Consider the following 24,675-nt stretch of genomic DNA (forward strand, 5'->3'; position numbering starts at 1 on the left):
CACTGCTCTCCCGTGGCCACCGCCGTGCGACTGCTGCAGGTCCCCTACGACTCGGGCGTTCGGGATGCGCGGATGGGCGCCGGTCCGACGGCCCTGGCGCGGGCGGGTGCCGCCGGGCGGCTGCGCGCCCGCGGCCACGCCGTGCGCGAGCAGGTGCTGCACCCGGCACCGGGCTGGCAGGCGGAGCTCCGGACGGCGTTCGAGCTGCAGCGCGCGGTGGCCGGGGCCGCCGCGGAGGCGCACGCCGGCGGGGAGCTGCCGCTGCTGCTGTCGGGCAACTGCAACCCCACGGTCGGGATGCTCGCGGCCCTCGGCGGCCCCCGGACCGGGCTGGTCTGGCTGGACGCGCACGGCGACCTCAACACCCCCGGCGGCGACGCGGGCGGCTTCCTGGACGGGCACGGACTGGCGATGGCCGTGGGCTGGTGCTGGCGCGCGGCGACCGCGACGGTGCCCGGGTTCGTCCCGCTGCCGGAGGAGCACGTGGTGCTGGCCGGCGCCCGCGACCTCGACCCGCCGGAGCTCGAGGCGCTGCCCCGCTCGGCCATCCGCTGGCTGCCGCCCGCGGAGGCCCGGGATCCCGCCGCCACCGCGGTGGCCCTGGACGAGCTCGCGGCGCGGGTGGACGTCGTCCACCTGCACGTGGACCTCGACGTCCACGACCCCTCGATCGCCCCCGCCAACGGCTACGCCGCGCCGGACGGCCTCACCGCCGGCGAGGTGCAGCGGATCGCCCGCTCGGTGGCCGTGCGGGTGCGGCTGGGATCGGCGACGCTGGCCGCCTACGACCCCTCCTACGACCCGGCCGGCCGGATGCGGGGGACCGCCCTGGACCTGCTCGAGGTGCTGGCCGAGGTGGCCGGCTGAGGATCAGGGACGGCGCCAGTCGGACGACTCCAGGTGCGAGCCGGCCTGCGGGCCCATGGTGAGCATCCCGCCGTCCACGGCCCAGGAGGCACCGGTGACGTACGCGGCCGCGGGGGAGGCCAGGAAGGCCACGACGGCGGCGACCTCGTGGGCGTCGCCCGGGCGCGGGATCGGGATGCCGGGGCGCTCGTGGCCGGGTGCGGTCGGGTCCTCGTCCTCCTGGCCGGTCATCGCGGTGGCGATCTCCCCCGGCGCCACCGCGTTGACGGTGATCCCGTGCTCGCCGAGCTCCAGGGCGGCGACCTTCGTGAGCAGCCCGAGCCCGCCCTTCGCGGCGCAGTAGGCGGCGGTGCCGACCCGGGGCTGGTGCTCGTGCACGCTGGTGATGTTGATGATCCGGCCGCCGCGGCCGGCGGCGACCATGCGCCGCGCGGCCCGCTGCAGGCACAGGAACGCGCCGTCCAGGTCGGTGGCCAGCACCTCGCGCCAGGTCGCGTAGTCGGTGTCCAGGACGCTCGACGCGTGCCCGGTCCCGGCGTCGTTGACCAGGACGTCGATGCCCCCGAGCGCGTCGGCCAGCTCGTCGACGACGTCCTCGGCGCCGGGCAGCCGGGTGAGGTCCAGGTGCCGCAGCTCGGCGCGACGGCCCGCGCGGCGCACCAGCTCGGCGGTCTCCTCCCCCATCGCCTGGTCCCGGTACCAGGTGACGCCGACGTCGTGCCCCTGCTCGGCGAGGGCGACCGCGACGGCCCGGCCGATGCCGGACTCCGACCCGGTGACGACGGCGACGCGCTGCCGGCTGCTGGAGGTCATGGCCGCGGACTACCCGGCCGTCCCCCCGTGGACGCGCGGCCGAAGCGCTGGGACCACTCCGCCAGCAGCTCGCGCAGCTCGACCGGCGCGGTCACGGTGAACTCCGCCCGCGTGGCGCCCAGCACCAGCGCGGCCCAGTCCAGGGCGTCGGTCTCCAGCCGGACCCGGCAGCTGCCCGCTCCGGCGTCATCCACCTGGGCCCACCGGCCGACCCGGTCGCGCACCACCTCGGCCGGGGCCTGGACCAGGGCCTCGACGGCGGTGGCGACCCGGAACCGGTCGATGCCGCCCCGGACGAAGGCGGCCGCGTCCTCGGCCGGCAACCGGCGGGGCGCGAAGCGGGCGCCGGTGGTGGTGGCCCCGCTCATCCGGTCGAGCCGGAAGCTGCGCCAGTCGCCGCGCGCCGGGTCGTAGGCGACCAGGTACCAGCGCCGTCCCAGGGGCACGAGCCGGTGCGGCTCGACCAGCCGCTCGGCGGGGCCGCCCGCGGCCGCGGTGTAGGTGAACGCGAGCCGGTCGGTCTCCCGGCACGCCTGCGCGACGGTGATCAGCAGGGCGGGATCGACCGCCGGCCCGCCGTCGGACCACGCCGGAGCCGGCACCGTGACCGCCCGCAGCGCGTCGACCCTGCGGCGCAGCCGGGCGGGCAGCACCGGCACCACCTTGGTCAGCGCCCGCACCGACGCCTCGGCCATCCCGGCGACGGCGCTGGAGGCGGCGGTCTGCAGGCCGACGGTCAGCGCGACCGCCTCGTCGTCGTCCAGCACCAGCGGGGGCAGCGAGGCCCCGGCGGCCAGCCGGTACCCCCCGTCCACCCCGGGCCGGGCCTCCACCGGGTACCCCAGCTCGCGCAGCCGCTCCACGTCCCTGCGCAGGGTGCGCACCGAGATCCCCAGCCGGCGGGCGAGGTCGGCGCCGGACCAGTCGCGGCGGCCCTGCAGGAGCGACAGCAGCCGGAGGGTGCGCCCGGTCGGATCGGTCATGCACCGAAGACTGCCGCACATCGCGGACAGGATCTGGCACCGATCGCCCCTAGCGTCGTCCTCGTCAGGACCCACGACGAAAGGCGAGACGATGCCCACCTCCGCGGAGACCACCGTGACCGGCGAGCGCGCCGACCTGCTCGAGTCCCTCGGCCGGCACCGCTGGTTCCTCACCTACACGGTGCAGGGGCTCACCGACGAGCAGGCCGCGCAGCGCCCCACCGCCAGCGAGCTCACCCTCGGCGGGCTGATCAAGCACGTGGCCGTCACCGAGCGGCGGTGGATCGAGTTCCTGCTGCACGGCCCGTCGGCGATGGGCGGCACCGACGAGGCGAGCATGGCCGACTGGGCCGACGCCTTCCGGATGACCGACGGCGAGACCCTGGCCGGGCTGCTGGACCGGTACCGGGAGGTCGCCGAGCGCACCGACGAGCTGGTGCGGACCCTGCCCGACCTGGACGCCTCGCAGCCGCTGCCCGAGGCGCCGTGGTTCCCGCCCGGTGCCCGCTGGTCGGCGCGGCGGGTGCTGCTGCACGTCATTGCGGAGACCGCCCAGCACGCGGGGCACGCCGACATCCTGCGGGAGACGATCGACGGGCAGAAGACCATGGGCTGACCGCCGGCCGTTCGCCGAGGGCGGACGGCATCCCCTCCCACCCGGGCGGGGCCGGGCGTTCACTGGAGCCGTAACTCCGTAATCAAGGAGGTGGCGCCGATGAGCCCGGCCGACGAGCGGGACACCGGGTCCGCGCTGGACGCCTACTCGCGGGTGGTGACCACGGTGGCCGCCGAGCTGGCCCCGCACGTGGCCGCCCTGGAGGTCAGCGGCCCCGGCGGCCGCGGCGGCGCCGGGTCGGGCGTCGTGGTGAGCGACGACGGCCTGCTGCTCACCAACGCGCACGTCGTCGCGCGGGCCACGGGCGGGCGGGCGGTGTTCAGCGACGGCTCGAGCGCGCCGGTCGTCGTGGTCGGCGCCGATCCGTTGTCCGACCTCGCGGTGGTGCGGGCCCGCGGCGCCACCCCGCCGCCGGCCACGCTCGGCGACGCGGCCACGCTGCGGGTCGGTCAGCTGGTGGTCGCCGTCGGCAACCCGTTCGGGCTGGCCGGCTCGGTGACCGCCGGGGTGGTCAGCGCGCTGGGTCGCTCGCTGCCGACCCGCGACGGGCGGACGGCGCGGGTGGTGGAGGACGTCATCCAGACCGACGCGGCGCTGAACCCGGGCAACTCCGGCGGGGCGCTGGCCGACGCGCAGAGCCGGGTGGTCGGCATCAACACCGCCGTCGCCGGGTGGGGGCTGGGGCTCGCCGTGCCGGTGAACGCCACCAGCCGGCGGATCGTGGAGACGCTGGTCCGCGACGGCCGGGTGCGGCGCGCGTACCTCGGGCTGGTGAGCAGCCCGGTGCCGCTGCCCGCCGACCTCCTCGCCCGGACCGGGCAGCGCCGGGGCCTGCAGGTGCTGGACGTCATCGCCGGCTCACCTGCGGACCGGGCCGGGCTCAAGGCGGGGGACCTGGTGCTGGAGGCCGGGCGGGCGCCGGTGGCCTCGGCGCAGAGCCTGCAGCGGCTGCTGTTCGCCGAGGCGATCGGGGAGCCGCTGCCGGTGACCGTCGTCCGCAACGGCGCGATGGTCGACGTGATCACCGTGCCCAGCGAGCTCACCGGCTGACGTCAGGCTGCAGTGTCAGGCCGTGCCCGCGGGCACGACCTCCTCGGCACGGGTCGACCGCCGGGTGCGCTTCACCCGGTACATCTCGTCGTCCGCGGACCGCAGCAGCTGCTCGGCGGTGCCCCGGTCGCCGGTCCGCAGGCTCACGCCCACGCTGCAGTCGACGCGCACGTCCCGGCCCTCCAGCCGGAAGGGCAGCTCGAAGGTGCCGGCGACCCGGGCCGCGAGCTCTGCGGCGGCCCCGGGCCCGGTCAGCCCGGGCAGCACGATGGCGAACTCGTCGCCGCTGAGCCGGCCGACGGTGTCCTCGGGGCGGACCACGCCGCGCAGCCGATCGGCCACCCGGCGCAGCAGCTCGTCGCCGGCGGCGTGCCCGAGCGTGTCGTTGACCTGCTTGAACCGGTCGAGGTCGCAGAACAGGACGGCGACCTGCCCCGTCCCGCCGGAGGCGTCGAGGGCCGCCGCCAGCCGCTCGCCGAACAGCGCCCGGTTGGGCAGCCCGGTGAGGGGGTCGTGCAGCGCCTGGTGGCGCACCGCCTCCAGCAGGCCGGCCTTCTGAAGCGCGGTGGCCGCCTGGTCGCCGACACCGCGCAGCCGCTCGACGACCTCGCCCCCCGGCGGGAGGACCTGGCCGGTGGCCCAGCTCGCGGTGGCCACGCCGACGAACGCATCCCCCACCATCAGGGGCACGACCGCAACGTCGTCGATCTCGAGCACCCCCAGCAGCCGGCGCAGCGCGGGGCTCGTGCTCCCGGGGTTCAGCACCAGCGGAGCCCGGTCGCCGGTCATGCTGAGCACCTCGGGGACCTCGTCGGGCTGCAGCCGGGCCGCGGCGAAGTAGGCCGCCCGGGCCGGGTCCAGGCCGGCCGAGGCGCGGGCCTGGAGGACGCCCTCGACCGGGTCCCACAGCATCACCGAGGCGCTGCTGGACCCGACGACCCGGGTCAGCGCCTCCGCGACCACCTCGCACACCGCCGTGGCGTCGGTCGCTCCCGCGAGCTGGTGGGACAGGTCCAGCAGGGCGCGGGCCCGGGCGGCCTCCCGGCGGCTCGCGTCCAGGGCCGTCAGCAGGTCGAGCGCGGCGGCGGCGTGCCCGGCGTAGGCGGCCAGCATCGACCGCTCGTCCACCATCCCCCGCGCCCCCGGCTCGTACAGCGTCGCCAGGTGCCCGTGCAGGCGGCGGGCCGAGGCCACCGGGACGACGACGGCGTGCTCACCGATGTCCTGCCCGGCCAGCAGAGCGGCAGCCAACGCCGGGACCCGGTCGGCCGGCACGCCCGCGCTGTGCACCAGCGGCGCTCCCCCGTCGGGCGCGTGCACGGCGAGCAGGTAGCTCGGGGCCAGGACCGCCCGCGCGGCGCGCTCCACCAGTCGCCGGACGGCGGTGCCCGCGTCCTCGCTGCTGGCCAGGTCGGTCGCCGCCCGCTGCAGCTCCTGCAGCTGACCGCGCAGGGCGGCGAGCTCCAGCTCCACGGTGGCCGCGCCGCGTGCCCTGCGGCGGAGCCGGGACCGCCGGTCCCAGGTCAGGTGGTACACGCACGCGGCCGCGCCGTCGGACTCGCACTCGTCGTGCAGGACGCGGGCCGGTGCCAGGCCGAAGACGGCGGGGACGACGCCGATGAGCCCGCGGGCGTAGTCGCAGTCCAACCTCGAGTGCGGATAGCCCGGGCGCAGTCGGTACACGATGGTGGCGTGCGTCGCGCCCAGCTCCTCGACCGCCATCACCGAGGTCGTGGTGAACTTCGCAACCGCCCGCGGCAGGTGCCGATAGACCGCGCGGGGGGACCCCAGCGAGCGCAGGAGCAGCACGATCGTGTCGCTCATGCCGTGCCGCAGTGACTGCGAGCCGACCCTCGACATCGCGGCCGGGTCGCCGAGCACCTCGGTCGCGGCCTCGAACAGCCTGATCCGGGTGTCGTAGCTGCACCAGTGGGAGGGGTCGGCGAGCAGCACGGCGGACGTGGCCACCCCGGACCGGCGGACCACCTCCGCGACGGCGGCCTCGCCGGCGGTGTCGCGCACGTAGTTCAGGAGCAGGCTGGTGGTCGCGCCCGAGGTCTCGCGCGGCTCTCCGGCGCCGGCGGCCGGGGCCGGGCGCTCGACGGCCTGCGGGCCTCCTCCTGGGTACGTCACACCGAGGACGTCGGCAGGCGGGAGCCGGACCCGCAGGCCCCGGCGTCCCGGCGTCCCTCCTTGGGGGTGCCCTGTCCGCGGTGCCCGTCCAGCCAGGCGACGACGTCGTCCAGCACCCGCTCCTGCTCGGGCTCGTTGTGCGGCTCGTGGAACAGCCCGTCGTAGACCTGCCGGGTCACCTCGGCGGAGGTCGCGCGCGCGGGGACGACCTCGCTGGCGGCCGGGGGCACCAGCCGGTCGGCGCCGCCGTGCAGCACGAGCAGCGGCATCCGCAGCGAGGGCAGGCGGTCGGGCAGCACGGTGGCGGCCCGCGTCATCTCCGCCCCGGTGCGGGCCCGCACCTGGCCGGTGTGGTTCAGCGGGTCGCTGCGGTAGGCACGCACGACCGCCGGGTCCCGGCTGATCGCCTCGGCGTCCAGGGTGAGGACGCCGAGGTCCGGCAGCAGCCGGGACACCAGCGGCAGCAGCCTCCCCCGCAGGCCGGCCGCCGCGCTGGTGTCCAGGGCCGGCGCGGAGACGACCGCGCCCCGGACCCGCGGCTCGGGGCTGCCGGTGAGGTATGTCAGGGCGATCAGCCCGCCCATGCTGTGCCCGTAGACGAACAGCGGCACGCCGGGGTGCCGCTCCCCGGCGAGGCGGACCATCCGGTCGACGCCGTCCACCGCGCCGGCCATGCTCGCGATGTCGCCCCGCGTACCGGGCGACCGGCCGTGACCGGGGTGGTCGACGACGTAGGTGGCGTACCCGGCGCGGGCCAGCCGCTCGGCCACGTGCCCGTACCGGCCACCGTGCTCGTGCAGCCCGTGCACCAGCACCACGACGCCTCCCGGGGACGGCGCCGCCCAGGCCTGCCAGTACTGCCCGGAGGCCAGGGTCCCCTCGGTGTGCGCGGCCGTCGCGTCCTCGCCGGGACGGGGTCCGGTCATCGAGCTCTCCTTCGTGCCGGGTGCGGGTCGGGAGCATCCTGACCGGTCGCGGCGACGCGGCGACCGGGAACCCCCGGCCGCGGCGCCTGTGATCGAGACCATCTACCACTCTGGTCGGTCGACCGACCGGATCGGTCGGTGCTGACGTACCGTCGCGGCTGTGGTCCGACCGTTCCGGCAGCAGATCGACGAGAGCATCCTCGACCGGGCCGCCACCCTGTTCGCCCAACGCGGCTTCGCGAAGACGTCGGTGCAGGACATCGCCGACGCGGTCGGCCTGTCCAAGGCCGGCCTGCTGCACCACTTCCCGAGCAAGGACGCGCTGCACGACGCGGTGCGCGCGCAGGCGGCCGCCCTCGGGCAGCGGGTGCTCGACCAGGTGGACGACCTGCCGCCCGGCCCGGCCCGCGACCGGCGCGCGATCGAGGTGCTGGTCGACGTCGCCGTGGCTCACCCCGGGCTGGTCGCCCTGCTGCTCACCCCGGTCCTGCGGGGCGGCACCGACGCCGGCGCGCCCGAGCTGGACGCCGCGAGCGCCGCGGCGCTGCAGGCGTTCGGCGTCGACCCGGAGGCGGCGGCCTCGGAGCGCACCGTCCGGGTCGTCGGGGCGCTCGCCGCGCTCGCGGTCCTGACGTTGGCGGCGCACCACTCCGACCAGACCACCGCGTGGCGGCCGCACGTCGTCGCCACCTGCTTCGACGCGCTCGGCCACCGCGGCCCGGGCACCTCCTCGTCCCGTCCCCACCAGGTGGAGGCCTGATCCGCATGGCTGTCCTGCTGTCCCGACTCGGGGCCTTCTCCCACCGCCACCGACTGGGCGTCGTCCTCGTCTGGCTGGTCGTCCTGGTGGCCGGTGGGGCCGGCGCGGCCACCCTGGCCGGCGAGACGTCGTCGTCCTTCTCGATCCCCGGGCAGGAGTCCACCACCGCGCTCGAGCGGATCGGCGAGGAGTTCGGCACCGGCGGCGGCGCCACCGCCTCGGTCGTGCTGCAGGCCCCCGACGGCGCGACGCTCACCACCCCGGAGAACGCCACGACCGTCGCGACCGTGGTCGCCGGCCTGACCGAGCTGCCCGGGGTCGTGTCGGCCACCAACCCGCTGGACCCCGCGGCCCCCACGGTGAACGCCGACCAGGACACCGCCTACAGCACGGTGACCTACACGGCGCTGCCCGGCGAGGTCACCCCCGCCCAGCAGGACGCCCTGTTCGCCGCCGCCGAGGACGCCCGGAGCACCGGGCTCACCGTCGAGGTCACCGGTGAGGCCACCCAGGTGCCGCCGCACGTCGGCGGTCCCGCCGAGGCGATCGGCGTCGTGATCGCCCTGGTGGTGCTCGCCGTCACCTACGGCTCGCTGGCCGCCGCCGGGATGAACCTGGTGACCGCCCTCGTCGGGGTGGGCATCGGGGTCCTGGGCATCACCATCGCGACCGGCTTCACCGAGCTGTCCTCGACCACCCCGACCCTGGCCGCGATGCTCGGCCTGGCGGTCGGCATCGACTACACCCTCTTCATCGTGACCCGGTACCGGCAGGAGCTGCGGCGCGGCGCGGACGTCCGGACCGCGGTGGCGCTGGCCGCGGGCACCGCCGGCTCGGCAGTGGTCACCGCCGGCCTGACCGTCGTCATCGCGCTGGCCGGGCTCGCCGTCGTCGGCATCCCGTTCCTGACCCAGATGGGCGTCGCAGCGGCCGCGACCATCGTCTTCTCCGTCCTCATCGCGCTGACCCTGGTGCCGGCCGTGCTCGGGTACCTCGGGCACCGGGCGCTGCCGCGCACGCAGCGCTCCACCGGGGCGCACGGGCCCCGGCACGCGGCGCACGCCGCCGGCCGGCGCAGCTTCCTGGTCGGCTGGGCCACCACGGTCACCCGCCGGCGCGTCCTGTCGCTGCTGCTGGCGGTGGTCGCGCTCGGGACGGTCGCCGTCCCGTTCTTCTCGATGCAGACCACCCTCGTGCAGACCCAGCCCGAGGACTCCACCCAGGCCCGGGCCGACCATCTGCTCGCCGACGGGTTCGGCGCCGGGTTCAACGGGCCGATCGTCGTGCTGTTCGAGGGCAGCGGCGCCGCGGAGAGCGCCGCGCAGGTCAGCGGCGCGGTCCTGGGCCTGGACGACGTCGCCCTCGTGACCCCGCCGACCCCGAACGCCGACGGCACCGCCGCGCTGCTCACCGTCATCCCCGCCTCGGGCCCCACCGACCCGGCCACCGAGCAGCTGGTGTCCGACCTGCGGGAGCTGCTCGCCGGCACCGACGGGGTGGACGCCGCCGTCACCGGCGCGACGGCGGTCAGCGTGGACGTCGCCCAGAGCCTCGACGAGGCGATGCCGGTGTACCTGACCCTGGTGGTCGGCCTGGCGCTGGTGCTGCTGGTCCTCGTCTTCCGCTCGCTGCTGGTGCCGCTGGTGGGCGTGCTGGGCTTCCTGCTGACCATCGGCGCCTCGCTCGGCGCCACGGTGGCCGTCTTCCAGTGGGGCTGGCTGGCCGACGTGGTGAACCTCGACGGCACCGGGCCGCTGATCAGCCTCACGCCGATCCTGGTGATCGGCATCCTGTTCGGGCTGGCGATGGACTACCAGATCTTCCTGGTGTCGCGCATGCACGAGGCGCACAGCCACGGCGAGGGACCCCTGGACGCGATCCGCACCGGCTTCCGGCAGGCGGCTCCGGTCGTCGTCGCCGCCGCGCTGATCATGTTCTCGGTGTTCGCCGGGTTCGTGCCCGCCGGGGACGCCACCATCAAGTCGATCGCGTTCGCGCTGGCCGCCGGCATCCTCTTCGACGCCTTCGCCGTCCGGATGGTGCTGGTGCCGGCGGCGCTGGCGCTGCTCGGTGGGCGGGCCTGGTGGCTCCCCCGCTGGCTGGGCTGGCTGCCCACCCTCGACGTCGAGGGCGCCGGGCTCACCGAGCACCGCGCGCACCACCGGGCCGAGGAGCGGCAGCCGGTGGGGGTCGCCGGGCACTGAGCCGGCGGGTGAAGGTCAGCTCGGGGTCGGGAACGCGGCGCAGCAGCGCCGCGTCGGACCGGGGGTCGGACGCCGTCCGCCAGGGCATCCGGTCCCCCTGGCGGGGCAGCTCGCCGGCACCGCGCCGGACGTAGCCCGCGGTGAGGTCCAGCAGCGGGGAGGTCGGCATCGGCGGACCGCTCACCTCCGGCCGGCAGGCGTCGTACCCGTGCGCGTCCAGATGGGCGAGCAGCCGGCCGAGGTGCTCGGCGACCAGCCCGACCTTGAGCGTCCAGGACGCGTGGGTGTAGCCGATCGCGTAGGCGAAGTTCGGGACGCCGGAGAGCATCAGGCCCTTGTAGGTGAGCGTGTCCGGCGGGTGCACGGGGACGTCGTCCACGGTCAGCGCGATGCCGCCGAACGCCTGCAGGGACAGGCCGGTGGCGGTGACGACCAGGTCGGCCTCCAGCTCCCGGCCGGACTCCAGCAGGACCCCGCGCTCGGTGAAGGTGGCGACCCGGTCGGTCACCACCGTGGCGCTGCCGGCCCGGATGGCCCGGAACAGGTCCCCGTCGGGGGCGACGCACAGCCGCTGGCGCCACGGGTCGTACGGCGGGTCGAAGTGCACGTCGACCGGGTAGCCCGCCGGCAGCTGCGCGGCAGTGATCCGGCGGATGAGCCGGCGGGCGGCCTGCGGGTACCGCCGGCAGAACGCCCAGACCGCCCGCTGCACCGCGACGTTCTTGCGCCGGATCAGCGGGTACGCGCGCTCCTCGCCGAGCAGCGACCGCAGCCGCCGGGCCACCGGGTCCGCCCGGCGCACCGGCAGCACGTAGGTCGGCGTGCGCTGGAGCATGGTCACGTGCGCGGCGGTGGCCGCCAGCGCGGGCACCAGCGTGACCGCCGTGGCGCCGCTGCCGATCACCAGCACCCGCCGGCCCGCGGGGTCGAGACCCGCGGGCCAGGACTGCGGGTGGACGACCTGGCCGCGGTACCGCTCCCGGCCGGCGAACCGCGGGGTGAAGCCCTCGTCGTAGCGGTAGTAGCCGGCGGCGCTGAACAACCAGTCGCAGGTCAGCGTCGTCCGCTCGCCGGTGTCGGTGCGCCGGACGTCGACGGTCCAGCGGGCCTCCGCCGAGGACCAGGACGCGCCCACCACCCGGGAGTGGAAGCGCACCTGGCGGTCGACGCCGTGCTCGGCGGCGGTCGTCCGCAGGTAGGCGAGGACCCGGTCGCCGTCGGCGATCGACTGGTCGTCGTGCCAGGGCGCGAACGCGTACCCGAGCGTGTGCAGGTCCGAGTCGGACCGGACGCCGGGGTACCGGAACAGGTCCCAGGTGCCACCGAGGGCGCCGCGGGCCTCCAGCAGCGCGACGGACCGCTGAGGGTGGTCGCGCTGCAGCTGGCACGCCACGCCGATGCCGGAGATCCCGGCGCCCACGATGACGACGTCGAGGTGCTCGGCGGTCACGTCACACCGCCAGCGCCCGGTGCACCGCGACGTCGGCCGGGAGCGCCCGCCCCAGGTCGAGCGCCTCGTCGAACCGCGGCCCCAGTGCCGCGCGCCCGTCGCGGAGGGTCCGCTCCTTGAGCGCGGCGTCGGGGAGGTAGTAGTTGTACCCGCTGCCGAAGGAGCTGCTGAGCATCGCCTCCGCGGCGCCCATGAGCACCGCCGCTCGTTCCCACCGCCCGGCGGCGCCCTCGACGACGGCGAGCGCATCGAGGAAGTACGCGGTGTTCGCCCGGTCGCCGGTCTCCTGGGAGAGGGCGACCCCCTCGCGGAGCATCTCCCCGGCCCGGTCGAACAGCGCCTCGGCGGTGGCGGCCTGGGCGAGGTTGTAGAGGGCGACGTAGGTGACCAGCCGGTCGCCGCGCCGCCGGGCCGACGCGAGCCCGCGCTCGAGCAGGCCGGTGGCGGTACCGGCGTCCCCGCTGACCAGCCGCACCGTGCCCTGCCACACGAGCGTCAGCGACCCGAGCCAGTCCTCCCCCGCCTGCTCGGCCAGCTCCTGCGCCGCGCGGAAGCGTTCTTCCGCCGTCGCCGGGTCGCCGGTGGCCAGCGGCCCGAGCCCGAGCCCGGCCACCGCGTTGGCCTGCAAGCCGACGTCCCCGGTGCGCCGAGCGCACTCCAGTGCCTCGCCCCACCGGGCGGCGGCCACCTCGAAGTCGCTCTGCACGTAGGCCAGGCAGGCCGCGGCCAGCGCCGCGCCGGTGCGGACGGCGTCGTCCAGGTCCGCCCGCAGCGCCGCCTCGGCCCACTCCCGGCCCTGCCGGTCCCCGCCGCGCAGCCACCAGGCCAGCCACATCCACCACACCATCCGGGCGGCGGTCGCCGCGTCCCCGGTGCGCAGCGACCCGGCGATCGCGTGCCGGACGTTGCCGTCCTCGCGTTCCAGCCGGCGCAGCCACGCGACCTGCGCGCCGGTCTGCAGCGCCGGACCCGCTTCCTCGACCAGCCGCAGGTACCGCTCGGCGTGAGCGGCGGTGACCTGCCGCCGGTCCTCCTCGGCCAGCAGCGAGTCGGCGTACTGGCGGATCGGCTCCAGCAGGTCGTAGCGGACCCCGCCGTCGTCCTGGTGGACGGCGACGACGAGGGAGTGCTCGACCAGGTTGCCCAGCGCGGGCAGCACCTCCGCCGGCGCCAGCGCGGGCGCCGCCACCGCCTCCACGCCGGCGAGGTCGAAGCCCCCGGCGAAGACGGTCAGCCGCGGGAACAGCGTGCGCGCGGCCGGGTGCAGCAGGTCTCGGGACCAGTCGAGGGTGGTCCGCAGCCCGCGCTGCCGCACCGGCAGGTCCAGCGTCCACCCGGTGGCCAGCGCCTGGTCCAGCCGGCCCAGCAGGTCGGCCGGGGACAGCAGCCGCACGTGCGTGGCGGCGAGCTCCAGCGCCAGCGGCAGGCCGGACAGCCGCCAGCAGATCGCCGCGACGTCTGCCGCGGTGGCCGCGGAGACCTCGAAGGACGGCAGCACCGAGCGGGCCCGGACGACGAACAGCTCGCCGGCCGCCGATCCGGTCACCGCGGCGGGGTCGGGGTCCTGCGTCGAGCCGGGCAGCGCCAGCGGCCGCACCACGTGCTCCTGCTCGCCGCGGACCCGCAGCGGCGCGCGGCTGGTCACCAGCACGGTGAGCCCGGGGCAGCCGGCGAGGACGTCGGCGACGGCAGGAGCGGCCGCGGCGAGGTGCTCGAAGTTGTCGAGGACGAGCAGCAGCTCCAGCGGTCGCAGCCGGTCGACCAGGGCCGCCACCGGGTCGCCGGAGCCGGGGGCGAGCTCCCGCAGCCCGAGCTCGCGGGCCACGGCGGCGGGCACGGCGTCCGGATCGGCGACCGGCGCCAGCGGGACGAAGGCGACGCCGTCCTGGAAGCCGGGGGTGGCGAGCCGCGCGGCCTCGACGGCGAGCCTCGTCTTGCCGACGCCCCCGGGGCCGGTCAGCGTGAGCAGCCGGGGAAGCGGCGCGGCCAGCAGCCGGACCACCTCGGTCACGTCGGCATCCCGCCCGACCAGCGACGTCGTCGGCGCCGGGAGGGACTGGGGGTGGGCGGGTGGACCCGCGGCTTCCTGGTCGGGTCGCACGCCGGCGAACAGCCACTCCCGGTCGGCGTCGGAGGCCGCCAGCGCGGCGGCGAGTGCGCGCACCGTGTGCGGGTGGGGACGGCGCCGCACCCGGCGCTCGAGGGCGCTCACCCCGTTGGTGCTCAGGCCCGCCCGCTCGGCGAGCTCGGACTGGGTCAGGTGCGCCGCCTCGCGGAGGGTCCGGAGGCGCTCCCCGAAGGGCTCCGCGGGATCCGGCACGCCCCGATGCTAGGTGGCGGCACCCGTCCGGCCGTGGACCTGCTCGTTCGCGGTGTGTGTGCATCGTGTGGGTGCTGCCCGTTCCCCGTCCGCCCGTCCGGCCACCAGGGTGGACGTCGTCCGACGCCGAACGGGGAGGAGCCGACGGTGACCCCGACTGCCCGACGACCCGTCCACGTCGCCGCCGCGTCCGTGCGGACGGCGATCCGCACGCCCTGGGGCGACCGGATCTCCGAGGTGGTCCCGGCGAGCCTGACGGCCGGGGCGTTCGCCTCCTTCCACGTCTTCGCCTCGGCCTCGGCCGCGCGCCCGGCCTACGTCCACCACGCGGCGGACGAGGCGATCGTCGTCGTCAGCGGGACCGTGACGGTCGAGGTGGCCGGCCAGGGACCGCCAGCCGACCTCACCGCGGGAGCCGCGGTGTACGTGCCCCGGGGCGCGCTCCGGTCGTTCCGGACCGGCGCCTCGGGTGCCTGGCTGCTCGTGACGCAGACCCCCGGCCAGGAGCTCGGCGACGTACCGGAGCACCTGGCGAACGCGTCGGCCGACCCGGCCGCCGAGTCGTACCGGCACCTCACCCGCGCGCTGGCGGAGTGCGGCGTCGAGCTGGTCCCGGTGCGACGAGACCTCAGCCGGGGATCAGCGCCCGGCTGACCGTCACCCCCACCTCGGCCCCGTGACCCCGGGCGGCGGTGCGACGGACACCTCGTGCCATCGGCCGCGAACGAGGGGGCGGCCGATGGCGCGAGGGCCATCCCGATGTCAGGCGAGCCAGGTGCCGAGGGTCCAGCCGAGGGCGACGGCGCCCAGCCCGCCCAGCAGGCTCACGACGACGTCGGCCAGCGCGTGGCGCCGCGCGCCGGCCTCCAGCAGACGGAGCACGTCGGAGCTGAAGGTGCTGTACGTGGTGAGGGCGCCGCAGAAGCCGATGCCCACCGCAGCGGCCACCGCGGGAGGGAGCCGGGCGCTGAGCGCGGTCAGCAGGCCGAGGAGGAAGGACCCGGCCACGTTCACCGTCAGCGTGCCCCACGGGAAGATGCCGTCGTGCCGGCGCTGCACCGCCCGGTCGGTGAGGTAGCGGGCCGGGGCGCCGATCGCCGCACCCAGCGCCACCCAGAGGACGGTCACCGCGGCTCCGTCCCGGGAAACCGGGCACGCCGGCCCAGCGAGCGGGCGAGCGTCGCCCCGGCGTACGTGGCGAGGACGGCGGCGGCCAGGGTCCCGAGCAGGTAGCCCAGCGCCGCGCCCGCCCGCCCGGCCAGCGCCAGCTGCTGCACGTCCACCATGGCCGTGGAGAAGGTGGTGTAGCCGCCCAGCACGCCGACCCCGAGGAAGGGGCGGACCAGGCGGTGCGGGGAGGTGAGCTCGGTGACGACGACCATGAGGACGCCGATGAGGAAGCAGCCGCTGATGTTGACCAGCCAGGTCGCCCACGGCCACTGCCCGGCGGGGTGCGGCACGAGCAGCGACAGGCCGTAGCGGGCCTCGGCCCCGAGCACCCCACCGGTGGCGACCGCGGCGAGCACGTCCCAGGACCGCTGCCGGCCCGGCGCGGGCTGGTCCTGCGTCTTCACCGGCTGCGGCTCCGCGGGAGAGGGGGGCGCCGCCGACCACGGCGGTCGACGGGCGGTCGTCCCGGCGGCCGAGGGTACTGCCGCGTTGCCGCTCCCCGATCCGCCCCACGGCGAGGCCGCTCGGGGCATGGTTCGGGCGACGGCCCGCCGCCGACCGAGAGGACGCCTCCGATGACGACCACGACCCCCGACCCGGCCGCGCTGGAGGCCGAGCGCGCCCGCATCCGCGAGGCCCACCTCCAGCCCGCCGGGCAGCGGCCCGCCTCCACCGCACGGGGCCTGCACCACACCGCGCTGATCAGCAGCGACGTCGAACGGACCATCCGCTTCTACCAGGACGTGCTGGGCTTCCCGCTCACCGAGCTCATCGAGAACCGCGACTACCCCGGCTCCTCGCACTTCTTCTTCGACATCGGCCACGGCAACCTGCTCGCGTTCTTCGACTTCCCCGGGCTGGACGTCGGCCCCTACGCCGAGGTGCTCGGCGGGCTGCACCACCTGGCCATCAGCGTGGAGCCGCAGCGGTGGGAGGCGCTGGTGCAGCGGCTCACCGACGCGGGTGTCCCGCACGAGGTGCACAGCGGCGTCTCGGTCTACTTCCGCGACCCCGACGGCGCCCGCATCGAGCTGATCGCCGACCCGCTCGGCGAGATGTACGGCTCTCACGTGCTGTGAGGGGCCGCGGGTGCTCATCCCAGCCGGAGCACGTCGGCGAGCACGCCGTGGTCGGCGGTCAGCCGGGCCGGGGACGGGCTGTCGTAGACGACCAGCAGCCGCGGGGGGACGGTCGGACCGAGCAGCCCGATGCCCTCCGCGTGGTCGCACCCCTCGCCGTGGGGGACGTCGAGCTCGCGGGTGAGCAGGTCGCCGCGCACCACCTGCGGCTGGTCGGCCCGCAGGGCGCCCTGCCAGCGGACGACGCGCACCGGACCGTCGAGGTCCATGGTCGGCCCGGCGAGCACGAGCAGGTCGTCCTGGTGCGGGCAGAGGTCGCGCACACCGAGGCCTTGCAGGTCCAGCACGTGCTTGCGGTAGGGCCGGCCGTCGTCGAAGGGCGCCAGCCGCAGGCGTTCCGGCGCGTCGGGGTCGGCCTGGGGGCGCAGCTCCAGGACCACCGCCCAGCCGCGCAGCACCGGCCCCCGCAGGCCCAGGTACACCCGCGACCCGGCGACGGCGATGCCCTCGACGTCCAGCCCGTTGTCCTTGCCGGGCAGCGGCAGGAACGGGCCGAGGTGCTCGTCGCCGGCCAGGAGCTGGCGCAGATCGCTGCCGTGCGCGCCGAACGACGCGGCCCGGTGGCGGACGCCGTCCAGCTCGATCTCGGGCACGACGGTGGGCAGGCCGTCGACGACGGCGACCGGCAGCCGCACCAGGACCTGGCGGTTGGGCTGACCGGTGACCCTGGCCAGGCGGCGCAGGGCCTTCTCGCCGTCCTGCCGGGGCTTGATCCGCTTCCGGCGCAGGCTGTGCGACCCGACCGCCCACAGGAAGGCGCCGTGCCGGGCCAGACCCTCGACGTCCGCCTCCTCCTCATCGCCCCCGGCCCCGGGCAGGTCCACGAGGTCGGCCAGCCGGACGCTCGTCCGGTGCGCGTAGCGGCGCGGGTTCTCGGGGTCGTCGGCGATGAGCCGCTCGATCGTCGCGGTCTCGTCGCCGGCGACCCAGAGGACGGGGCCATCGCTCCGGACGGCCGAGAGGTTGGTGTGGGTGCCGGCGGCCCGGGCCGACTCATCGAAGTGCAGCTCGACCGTCCGCTCCACCGTCACGACGCCACCCTGGCACGGCTCCCCCGGTGTTCCCCCGGTTTCCCCGCCACCGGGGGCGTGGGAGGTGACCGGCGGTGATGCTGCCCTTTCGCGCATGGCCTTCGGCGACCACCGCCGGTAGCTTCAGGCAGCGCCGCCGACGTCACGTACCGGCTGCCTGACCACCACGGGGGTCCGCATGCTCCACCCAGTGCTGTCGCGCGGCCGCAGCCGCGTCGTGTCCTCCGCCGTCGCCGTGGCGGCGCTGAGCGGGGCCCTGCTCGCGCCGCCCGCGGCCGCCGCGCCGTCGGCCGGCCTCGCTGCCGTCCCCGACGTGTCCTGGACGGAGTGCCGGGACGGCTTCCAGTGCGCCGCGGTGCCGGTCCCGCTGGACCACGGCGACCCGGAGGGCGCGCAGATCGACATCGAGGTGGTCCGGCTGCCGGCCGGTGACCCGGCTCAGCGCATCGGCTCGCTGCTGCTCAACCCGGGCGGCCCGGGGGGCTCCGGCGTCCAGTTCGCCCGCGCCGTCGCCGACGTCCTGCCGCTGGAGCTGCGGGCCCGGTTCGACATCGTCGGGTTCGACCCGCGCGGGATCAACCTCAGCACGCCGCTGCGCTGCTTCGAGAACCTGGACCAGGTCTTCGCGATCCTGCCGACGTTCGCGTTCCCGGACACCCCGGCCGAGGAGGAGGCCCAGCGGCTGTTCGACGACCAGCTGTCCGCTGCCTGCGGCCGCAACGGCGGCGCGATCCTCGACCACATGTCCACCGCCGACGTGGCGCGCGACATGGACGTGCTGCGGGAGGCGTTCGGCGACGAGGAGCTGAACTACCTCGGCTTCTCCTACGGCTCGGTGCTCGGTCAGAACTACGCCAACCTGTTCCCCGACCGGGTCGGCGCCTTCGTGATCGACGCCGTCGTCGACCCGATCGCCTGGAGCACCGGCTACGGCCAGGACGGCGAGACCACCCCGTTCGGCACCCGCATCCAGAGCGCCGACGGGGCCCGACGCACCCTCGAGGAGTTCTTCCGGCTGTGCGACGAGGCCGGTCCGGACTGCGTCCTCTCCGGGGACGCGGGCGGGCGGTTCACGGCGCTGGCCGAGCGGCTGCGCGCGCAGCCGATGACGACGGTCGACCCGGTCACCGGCGAGACGTTCGCGCTCACCTACCAGGACCTGATCGCCGTGACGCTCGGCGCGCTGTACGCGCCGTTCACCTGGCCCGACCTCGCGGTGTTCGTCGCCGACCTGGAGCAGCAGGTCGGGCCGGAGGTGCTCGGGCAGCGCCTGGCCGCCATCCGGACCGGCCTGGGGCTGGAGGCGGCGTTGCAGGAGGAGTACCCGAACGTCATCGAGGGCCCGACCGGGGTCGGGTGCTCCGACAGCGTCAACCCGACCTCGCTCGAGGCGTGGCAGGCGGCCGCGGACAGCGCCGAGGAGGCGTACGGCCACTTCGGCCGGCTGTGGAACTGGACCTTCAGTGCCTGCGCCTCGTGGCCGGCCACCGCGGGGCAGGACCGCTACCTCGGTCCGTGGACGGCCGAGACGTCCTCACCGGTGCTGGTCGTCGGCAACGAGTTCGACCCGGCCACCCCGTACCAGGGCGCGGTGGCTGCGTCGGAGCTGCTGCCCAACTCGCGGCTGCTGACCTACGGCGGGTGGGGGCACGCCGCCTTCTTCGCCGCCGGCAACTTCTGCGTGGACGCCCACGTCACCCGGTACCTGGTGAGCGGTGAGCTGCCCGAGGCGGGCACCGTGTGCGCACCCGAGGGAACGCCGTTCGGACCGACGTCGGCGCTCACCGCGAGCGACGCCGCGGCCGCGGCCGCCCTGCACGCGGGCGCCGTCCCGCCGTCTGTGCGCCGCGCCCTGCACGCCCGCTGACGCGGTGGCGGGGCCCCGCCCACGGGAGCGGCCCCGGCCGGTCAGGCGGGCCGGACCCGCTCGCGTTCCGCGGTGAGCACACCGGTGCGCGTGAGGCACTCGGCGACCTCGTGCGGTTCTTGTCCGGGCCGGCCCGTGCCAGCAGGTCGAACGCCTGATCCGCGGTGTTCTTGTACCGCTCCACGAGCAGCTGGTGGTGCAGGCCGGTCAGCGGCGGTCGGGTCCGGCGGGGAGGGCGGTGTCGGCACCGCCCCGCTCCGGATGCGCAGCACCCACGAACCGCGGGGCGGCCGGTTCGGGAAGGGAGCGGAAGAGCAGCCAGCTCAGCACCGGCATCAGGATCAGCGGAGCCAGGGCGGTCTGCAGGGAGGTGGCCTCGGCGACGCGGCCGATGAGCGGGCTCACCAGGCCGCCGATGCTGACGGTCAGGCCGAGGGTGATCCCGCTGGCGGTCCCGATCCGTGAGGGCAGGTAGTCCTGCCCGAGGGTGACCTGCAGCGAGAACGGGACGTACAGGCCTGCCGAGGTCAGCGCCAGGAACGGGTACATGGCGGGTCCCGGCACGAACACAGCGCCGGCGACCGCGCCGACCGTGAGCAGGTACGACCATCGGCAGACCGCGACCCGGCCCCAGCGATCGGCCAGCGCGCCGCCCAGGACGGCCCCGACGGCGCCGCCGAGGTAGAGCACGAACAGAGCCGCGGTGCCCGCTGCCGTGCTGCCGCCCATGTTCTGCGTGGCGTACAGCGAGATGAAGGTGCTGAGCCCGACGAAGACGATCGAGCGGCAGATCACCGCCAGCGACAGCTTCACGAACGACGCCCTGTCGTCGGGCCTGGCCGGTGCTCCCGTGCCGGTCCCGCCGACCTGCCGCCGGCCCAGCGCGTGCAGCACCGGCAGGCACACCGCGACGCCGACCAGCGCCGGCAGCACCAGCAGCGGTGTCATGCGCAACCCGCCTGAGCCCACGACGACGGCGACCAGGAGCGGCGACGTCGCGAAACCGAAGTTGCCGCCCACCGAGAACCAGGCCATCGCGCTGTGGCTGCCCCCGCTGGCGAGCCGGGCCACCCGAGCGGACTCAGGATGGTAGGCGGCCACCCCGACGCCGGACACCGCGATGAAGACGAGGGTGAGCCCATAGGAGCCGCTCAGACCGCACAGGGCGATGCCCACACCGCCGAGCAGCGTGCTCACCGGCAGGAGCCACGGCATGGCCCAGCGGTCGGTGAGGAGACCGAACAGCGGCTGGGCCACCGAGGACAGCACGGAGGCGGCCAGGACGAGCCCCGCGGCGGCGGCGTAGCCGTACGCGCGTTCGGCGACGAAGTACGGGACGAGGGCCGCCACGGCGCCCTGGTAGACGTCGACGCAGGCGTGCCCGAGGGACAGCAGGGTGATCGACGACTTCCTCAGCACACCCTTATGCTCCGAGCCGGCGGCCTGTCCCGCTTCCGATAACCTGCCCGGTGATGTCGCCGATCCGCCACACTCCGGTCGCCCCCACCCGAACGCAGCGGCTGGCGTCCGGCGGCGAGATCAACGCCCATCGGCACGATGACCACCAGATCGTCTACGCCGGGCGCGGTGTGTTGACGATCACGACCAGCGCGGGCTCCTGGGTCGCGCCGTCCACCCGTGCCATCTGGGTGCCGGCCGGTACCGTGCACGCCCACCAGGCCCGCGGCGAGCTCGACCTGCACCTGGTGGGGCTCCCCGCCACCGAGAACCCGCTCGGGCTGACCGCGCCGACCGTGCTGGCCGTCAGCCCGCTGCTGCGCGAGCTGATCGTCACGTACACCCACACGCCGGACGACGACAGCCCCGAACGCACCCGCCTGCGCGCGGTCCTGCTCGACCAGCTGCGGGCCTCACCGCAACAGCCGCTGCACCTGCCGACGCCGGCCTCGCCGCTGCTGTCCAGCCTCTGCGGCATCCTGCTGGCCGATCCGGCCGACGGCCGCACCCTCGCCGAGCTGGGGCGGGAGGTCGGAGCGAGCGATCGCACCTTGTCCCGGCTGTTCCGCAGCGACCTCGGCATGACCTTCACGCAGTGGCGCACCCAGCTGCGGCTCCATGCCGCACTGGTCCTGCTCGCCGACGGGATGCCGGTGACCGCCGTGGCGCACCGGTGTGGCTGGGCGTCGACCAGCGCGTTCATCGACGTCTTCCGCCGCACCTTCGGCCACACACCGGGATCGCATCCGACGTCCTGACGTGCCTGCCGACGCCCGCTCCACGCCGGTTGCGTCCTCGTAAGGCCGTCGCTGGGCCGGAGCTGCCGGCCAGCCGGCGCCGGGTCCATCGCCTGATCCGGCTGCCGGCCCTCCGGCGGCACCCAGCCCTCGGGCGCGGCGCCTGACGAGGAACGTCAGTGTCGATCCCGCCGACATGGCGCCGAGCTTGCCGGGACATCAGGCGAGGATCGCACTGACATCCCGGCAAGCCTCGCCATCAGCTGCAGCCGCTGGTGGAGCCGCAGCCCTCGCAGACGTAGCAGCTGCCGGCCGGGCGCATCTTCGTGCCGCAGGTCATGCACAGCGGCGCGTCGGTCGCGGTGCCGGTGACCAGCTCCAGCAGCTCAGCCGAGGAGTGGGCCTCCTTGACGGCCTTCGTGGGCGACTCCAGCTCGGCCTTCTCCTCGACGTGGGTCTCGGTCGGGGCGGAGCTGCGCAGCGCCTCCAGGTCGACCTCCTCCTCGGTGACCGCGGAGGTCGCGGCCGAGGAGCCGTAGCCGGCCACCTGGGCGGCCCGCTCCTCGGCGCTGAAGATGCCGAGGTTGGCCCGCTTGTCCACCGGCAGGTGGTCCAGCGCCAGGCGACGGAAGATGTAGTCCATCACCGACTGCGCGATGCGGATGTCCGGGTCGTCGGTCATGCCGGCCGGCTCGAACCGCATGTTGGTGAACTTCTGGATGTAGGTCTCCAGCGGCACACCGTGCTGCAGCGCGATCGAGATTCCGATCGAGAAGGCGTCCATGACTCCGGCCAGCGTCGAGCCCTGCTTGCCGAGCTTGAGGAAGACCTCGCCCAGGCTGCCGTCCTCGTACATGCCGGCGGTCATGTAGCCCTCGGCGCCGGCCACGCTGAAGGACGTGGTCATGCTCGTCCGCTTCTTCGGCAGCCGCTTGCGCACCGGGTGCGACAGCGCGGTGGCCGACGCCGCGACCTCCTCGACCTTCACCTCCACCTTCTTGGCCTTGGCGTCGGAGAGCGGCTGACCCACCTTGCAGTTGTCCCGGTAGATGGCCAGCGCCTTGATGCCCAGCTTCCAGCCCTGGAAGTAGATGTCCTCGACGTCCTCGACGGTCGCCGTCTCGGGCATGTTGACCGTCTTGCTGATGGCGCCGGAGATGAACGGCTGGACGGCCGCCATCATCCGGACGTGGCCCATCGGGGAGATGGCCCGCTCGCCCATCGCGCAGTCGAACACCTCGTAGTGCTCGGGACGCAGGCTCGGGGCGTCGACGACGTGCCCGTGCTCGGCGATGTACTCGACGATCGCCTCGATCTGCTCGTCCTGGTAGCCCAGGCTCTTCAGCGCCCGCGGCACCGTCTGGTTGACGATCTGCATGGAGCCGCCGCCGACCAGCTTCTTGAACTTGACCAGCGAGAAGTCCGGCTCGATGCCGGTCGTGTCGCAGTCCATCATGAAGCCGATGGTCCCGGTGGGGGCCAGCACCGACGCCTGCGCGTTCCGCCAGCCGTGCTCGGCGCCGATCGCCAGGCACTCCTGCCACTGCGCCGTGGCGGCCTTGAGGACGTCGGCGTCGTCGGCGCCGACCGGACGCACCGCGTCGTTGGCCGCGGCGTGCTTGCGCATGACCCGGGCGTGCGCGTCGGCGTTGCGGGCGTAGCCGTCGTAGGCGCCGACGATGCCGGCCAGCTCGGCGGAGCGGCGGTAGGCGGTGCCGGTCATCAGCGAGGTGATCGCCGCAGCCAGGGTCTGGCCGCCCCGCGAGTCGTACGCGTGGCCGGTGGCCATCAGCAGCGCGCCGAGGTTGGCGTAGCCGATGCCCAGCTGTCGGTAGGCGCGGGTGGTCTCACCGATCGGCTCGGTCGGGAAGTCGGCGAAGCAGATCGAGATGTCCATCGCGGTGATGACCAGCTCGACGGCCTTCACGAAGTTCCTGGAGTCGAAGGTGCCGTCGGCGGCGAGGAACTTCATGAGGTTCAGCGACGCCAGGTTGCACGAGCTGTTGTCCAGGCTCATGTACTCCGAGCACGGGTTCGAGGCGTTGATCCGCCCGGTCTCGGGGTTGGTGTGCCAGTCGTTGATCGTGTCGTCGTACTGGATGCCCGGGTCGGCGCACTCCCAGGCCGCCTTGGTGACCTTGCGGAAGAGCTCACGGGCGTCGACGGTCTCGAGGACCGAGCCGTCGGACCGGGCCCGCAGGCCGAAGTCGGCGCCCTCGTCGACCGCGCGCATGAACTCGTCGCTGACCCGGACCGAGTTGTTGGCGTTCTGGTACTGGACGCTGGTGATGTCCCGGCCGCCGAGGTCCATGTCGTACCCGGCGTCCCGCAGCGCGCGGATCTTGTCCTCCTCGCGCGCCTTGGTCTCGATGAACTCCTCGATGTCGGGGTGGTCGATGTCGAGGACGACCATCTTCGCCGCCCGCCGGGTCGCCCCGCCGGACTTGATGGTGCCCGCGGAGGCGTCGGCGCCGCGCATGAAGGAGACCGGGCCGGAGGCCGTGCCGCCGGAGGAGAGCAGCTCCTTGGAGGAGCGGATGCGGGAGAGGTTGAGACCCGCGCCGGAGCCGCCCTTGAAGATCAACCCCTCCTCGCGGTACCAGTTGAGGATCGAGTCCATCGTGTCGTCGACGGCGAGGATGAAGCAGGCGCTGACCTGCTGCGGGGCGCTCGTGCCGACGTTGAACCAGACCGGGCTGTTGAAGCTGAAGTACTGGTGCAGGAGCATCCAGGTCAGCTCCTGCTCGAAGACCTCCGCGTCGCCCTCGGTGGCGAAGTAGCCGTGCTCGCGGCCGGCCTCGCCGTAGGTCAGCACGACCCGGTCGATCAGCTGCCGCAGGCTCGTCTCCCGCTGCGGGGTGCCGACCGCGCCCCGGAAGTACTTGGTGGTGACGATGTTGGTGGCGTTGATGCTCCACTCGGACGGGAACTCGACACCGCGCTGCTCGAAGTTGATCGAGCCGTCCCGCCAGTTGGTCATGACCACGTCGCGGCGCTCCCAGGCGACCGCGTCGTACGGGTGCACGCCCGCGGTCGTGAAGACCCGCTTGACCTTCAGGCCCTTCCCCCGGGCTGGCGCCTTCCCGCCGCGACGAGCACGGGTGGACAGGCGGTCTTCGGTCTCGGTCATGGTGTTCGAGCTCTCCCTGTG

20 protein-coding genes are annotated in these 24,675 nt (G+C 75.0%); 9 read left to right on the forward strand and 11 right to left on the reverse strand.

Features of this window, described 5'->3' with window-relative positions:
* Window positions 1-12: 12 nt before the first annotated feature.
* Complete coding sequence (locus HL189_RS16065; RefSeq protein ID WP_369134718.1) at window positions 13-867, forward strand: arginase family protein; 855 nt, start codon at window positions 13-15, stop codon at window positions 865-867.
* A 3-nt stretch (window positions 868-870) separates the two neighbouring features.
* Here the strand turns inward: HL189_RS16065 and HL189_RS16070 are convergent, their stop codons facing one another.
* Together HL189_RS16070 and HL189_RS16075 are read right to left on the reverse strand one after the other, a co-directional pair.
* Window positions 871-1,680 (reverse strand): SDR family oxidoreductase, encoded by an 810-nt coding sequence (locus HL189_RS16070; RefSeq protein ID WP_369134719.1) that lies wholly within the window; start codon window positions 1,678-1,680, stop codon window positions 871-873.
* Window positions 1,677-2,663: a helix-turn-helix transcriptional regulator gene (locus tag HL189_RS16075; protein WP_369134720.1), complete on the reverse strand. Its 987-nt coding sequence runs from the start codon at window positions 2,661-2,663 to the stop codon at window positions 1,677-1,679. Before HL189_RS16075 ends, HL189_RS16070 begins: the two co-directional genes overlap by 4 nt.
* A gap of 91 nt (window positions 2,664-2,754) precedes the next feature.
* Between HL189_RS16075 and HL189_RS16080 the strand changes: the two genes are divergently transcribed.
* Both HL189_RS16080 and HL189_RS16085 read left to right on the forward strand, forming a co-directional pair.
* Complete coding sequence (locus tag HL189_RS16080) at window positions 2,755-3,279, forward strand: DinB family protein (protein WP_369134721.1); 525 nt, start codon at window positions 2,755-2,757, stop codon at window positions 3,277-3,279.
* A 99-nt stretch (window positions 3,280-3,378) separates the two neighbouring features.
* Complete coding sequence (locus HL189_RS16085; RefSeq protein WP_369134722.1) at window positions 3,379-4,329, forward strand: S1C family serine protease; 951 nt, start codon at window positions 3,379-3,381, stop codon at window positions 4,327-4,329.
* A 15-nt stretch (window positions 4,330-4,344) separates the two neighbouring features.
* Here HL189_RS16085 and HL189_RS16090 read toward each other — a convergent pair whose 3' ends face one another.
* Together HL189_RS16090 and HL189_RS16095 are read right to left on the reverse strand one after the other, a co-directional pair.
* Window positions 4,345-6,462: a diguanylate cyclase gene (locus tag HL189_RS16090; protein WP_369134723.1), complete on the reverse strand. Its 2,118-nt coding sequence runs from the start codon at window positions 6,460-6,462 to the stop codon at window positions 4,345-4,347.
* The gene (locus HL189_RS16095) at window positions 6,459-7,388 is read right to left on the reverse strand and encodes a lysophospholipase (RefSeq protein WP_369134724.1); all 930 of its coding nucleotides are present in this window, start codon (window positions 7,386-7,388) and stop codon (window positions 6,459-6,461) included. Before HL189_RS16095 ends, HL189_RS16090 begins: the two co-directional genes overlap by 4 nt.
* A gap of 160 nt (window positions 7,389-7,548) precedes the next feature.
* Here HL189_RS16095 and HL189_RS16100 point away from each other — a divergent pair, with 160 nt between their 5' ends.
* Complete coding sequence (locus HL189_RS16100; protein ID WP_369134725.1) at window positions 7,549-8,148, forward strand: TetR/AcrR family transcriptional regulator; 600 nt, start codon at window positions 7,549-7,551, stop codon at window positions 8,146-8,148.
* Between the two features lie 5 nt (window positions 8,149-8,153).
* The gene (locus HL189_RS16105) at window positions 8,154-10,352 is read left to right on the forward strand and encodes an MMPL family transporter (protein ID WP_369134726.1); all 2,199 of its coding nucleotides are present in this window, start codon (window positions 8,154-8,156) and stop codon (window positions 10,350-10,352) included.
* On the opposite strand, the gene HL189_RS16110 is transcribed toward HL189_RS16105, so the two are convergent.
* Window positions 10,288-11,802: a flavin-containing monooxygenase gene (locus tag HL189_RS16110; RefSeq protein WP_369134727.1), complete on the reverse strand. Its 1,515-nt coding sequence runs from the start codon at window positions 11,800-11,802 to the stop codon at window positions 10,288-10,290. The two genes, HL189_RS16105 and HL189_RS16110, sit on opposite strands and share 65 nt — an antisense overlap.
* Before the next feature lies 1 nt (window position 11,803).
* Window positions 11,804-14,122: a helix-turn-helix domain-containing protein gene (locus tag HL189_RS16115; protein WP_369134728.1), complete on the reverse strand. Its 2,319-nt coding sequence runs from the start codon at window positions 14,120-14,122 to the stop codon at window positions 11,804-11,806.
* A 147-nt stretch (window positions 14,123-14,269) separates the two neighbouring features.
* Here HL189_RS16115 and HL189_RS16120 point away from each other — a divergent pair, with 147 nt between their 5' ends.
* Complete coding sequence (locus tag HL189_RS16120) at window positions 14,270-14,776, forward strand: cupin domain-containing protein (RefSeq protein ID WP_369134729.1); 507 nt, start codon at window positions 14,270-14,272, stop codon at window positions 14,774-14,776.
* Window positions 14,777-14,884: 108 nt separating this feature from the next.
* On the opposite strand, the gene crcB is transcribed toward HL189_RS16120, so the two are convergent.
* Window positions 14,885-15,250, reverse strand: a complete 366-nt coding sequence (gene crcB / locus HL189_RS16125; RefSeq protein WP_369134730.1) for a fluoride efflux transporter CrcB — start codon at window positions 15,248-15,250, stop codon at window positions 14,885-14,887.
* Complete coding sequence (locus HL189_RS16130) at window positions 15,247-15,696, reverse strand: CrcB family protein (RefSeq protein WP_369134731.1); 450 nt, start codon at window positions 15,694-15,696, stop codon at window positions 15,247-15,249. Before HL189_RS16130 ends, crcB begins: the two co-directional genes overlap by 4 nt.
* A 171-nt stretch (window positions 15,697-15,867) precedes the next feature.
* On the opposite strand from HL189_RS16130, the gene HL189_RS16135 reads away from it, so the two are divergent.
* Window positions 15,868-16,371, forward strand: coding sequence for a VOC family protein (locus HL189_RS16135; RefSeq protein ID WP_369134732.1), 504 nt, complete (start codon window positions 15,868-15,870; stop codon window positions 16,369-16,371).
* A gap of 14 nt (window positions 16,372-16,385) precedes the next feature.
* Here the strand turns inward: HL189_RS16135 and HL189_RS16140 are convergent, their stop codons facing one another.
* Complete coding sequence (locus HL189_RS16140; protein WP_369134733.1) at window positions 16,386-17,462, reverse strand: DUF3616 domain-containing protein; 1,077 nt, start codon at window positions 17,460-17,462, stop codon at window positions 16,386-16,388.
* A 178-nt stretch (window positions 17,463-17,640) separates the two neighbouring features.
* Between HL189_RS16140 and HL189_RS16145 the strand changes: the two genes are divergently transcribed.
* Complete coding sequence (locus HL189_RS16145; RefSeq protein WP_369134734.1) at window positions 17,641-19,329, forward strand: alpha/beta hydrolase; 1,689 nt, start codon at window positions 17,641-17,643, stop codon at window positions 19,327-19,329.
* A 207-nt stretch (window positions 19,330-19,536) separates the two neighbouring features.
* Here HL189_RS16145 and HL189_RS16150 read toward each other — a convergent pair whose 3' ends face one another.
* Window positions 19,537-20,748: an MFS transporter gene (locus HL189_RS16150; protein WP_369134735.1), complete on the reverse strand. Its 1,212-nt coding sequence runs from the start codon at window positions 20,746-20,748 to the stop codon at window positions 19,537-19,539.
* A gap of 53 nt (window positions 20,749-20,801) precedes the next feature.
* On the opposite strand from HL189_RS16150, the gene HL189_RS16155 reads away from it, so the two are divergent.
* Window positions 20,802-21,545, forward strand: coding sequence for a helix-turn-helix transcriptional regulator (locus HL189_RS16155; protein ID WP_369134736.1), 744 nt, complete (start codon window positions 20,802-20,804; stop codon window positions 21,543-21,545).
* Window positions 21,546-21,783: 238 nt separating this feature from the next.
* Here the strand turns inward: HL189_RS16155 and HL189_RS16160 are convergent, their stop codons facing one another.
* On the reverse strand, window positions 21,784-24,654 hold the full coding sequence (locus tag HL189_RS16160) for a vitamin B12-dependent ribonucleotide reductase (RefSeq protein ID WP_369134737.1): 2,871 nt from the start codon (window positions 24,652-24,654) through the stop codon (window positions 21,784-21,786).
* Window positions 24,655-24,675: the final 21 nt, after the last annotated feature.

The sequence above is a fragment of the Modestobacter sp. I12A-02662 genome, assembly GCF_041028325.1.
Taxonomy (GTDB): domain Bacteria; phylum Actinomycetota; class Actinomycetes; order Mycobacteriales; family Geodermatophilaceae; genus Modestobacter.

Coding starts and splice junctions, on each gene's coding strand:
- HL189_RS16145 (WP_369134734.1), top strand. CDS start 17,641: ATGCTCCACCCAGTGCTGTCGCGCGGCCGCAGCCGCGTCGTGTCCTCC.
- HL189_RS16085 (WP_369134722.1), top strand. CDS start 3,379: ATGAGCCCGGCCGACGAGCGGGACACCGGGTCCGCGCTGGACGCCTAC.
- HL189_RS16075 (WP_369134720.1), bottom strand. CDS start 2,663: ATGACCGATCCGACCGGGCGCACCCTCCGGCTGCTGTCGCTCCTGCAG.
- HL189_RS16155 (WP_369134736.1), top strand. CDS start 20,802: ATGTCGCCGATCCGCCACACTCCGGTCGCCCCCACCCGAACGCAGCGG.
- HL189_RS16135 (WP_369134732.1), top strand. CDS start 15,868: ATGACGACCACGACCCCCGACCCGGCCGCGCTGGAGGCCGAGCGCGCC.
- HL189_RS16080 (WP_369134721.1), top strand. CDS start 2,755: ATGCCCACCTCCGCGGAGACCACCGTGACCGGCGAGCGCGCCGACCTG.
- HL189_RS16105 (WP_369134726.1), top strand. CDS start 8,154: ATGGCTGTCCTGCTGTCCCGACTCGGGGCCTTCTCCCACCGCCACCGA.
- HL189_RS16095 (WP_369134724.1), bottom strand. CDS start 7,388: ATGACCGGACCCCGTCCCGGCGAGGACGCGACGGCCGCGCACACCGAG.
- HL189_RS16160 (WP_369134737.1), bottom strand. CDS start 24,654: ATGACCGAGACCGAAGACCGCCTGTCCACCCGTGCTCGTCGCGGCGGG.
- HL189_RS16070 (WP_369134719.1), bottom strand. CDS start 1,680: ATGACCTCCAGCAGCCGGCAGCGCGTCGCCGTCGTCACCGGGTCGGAG.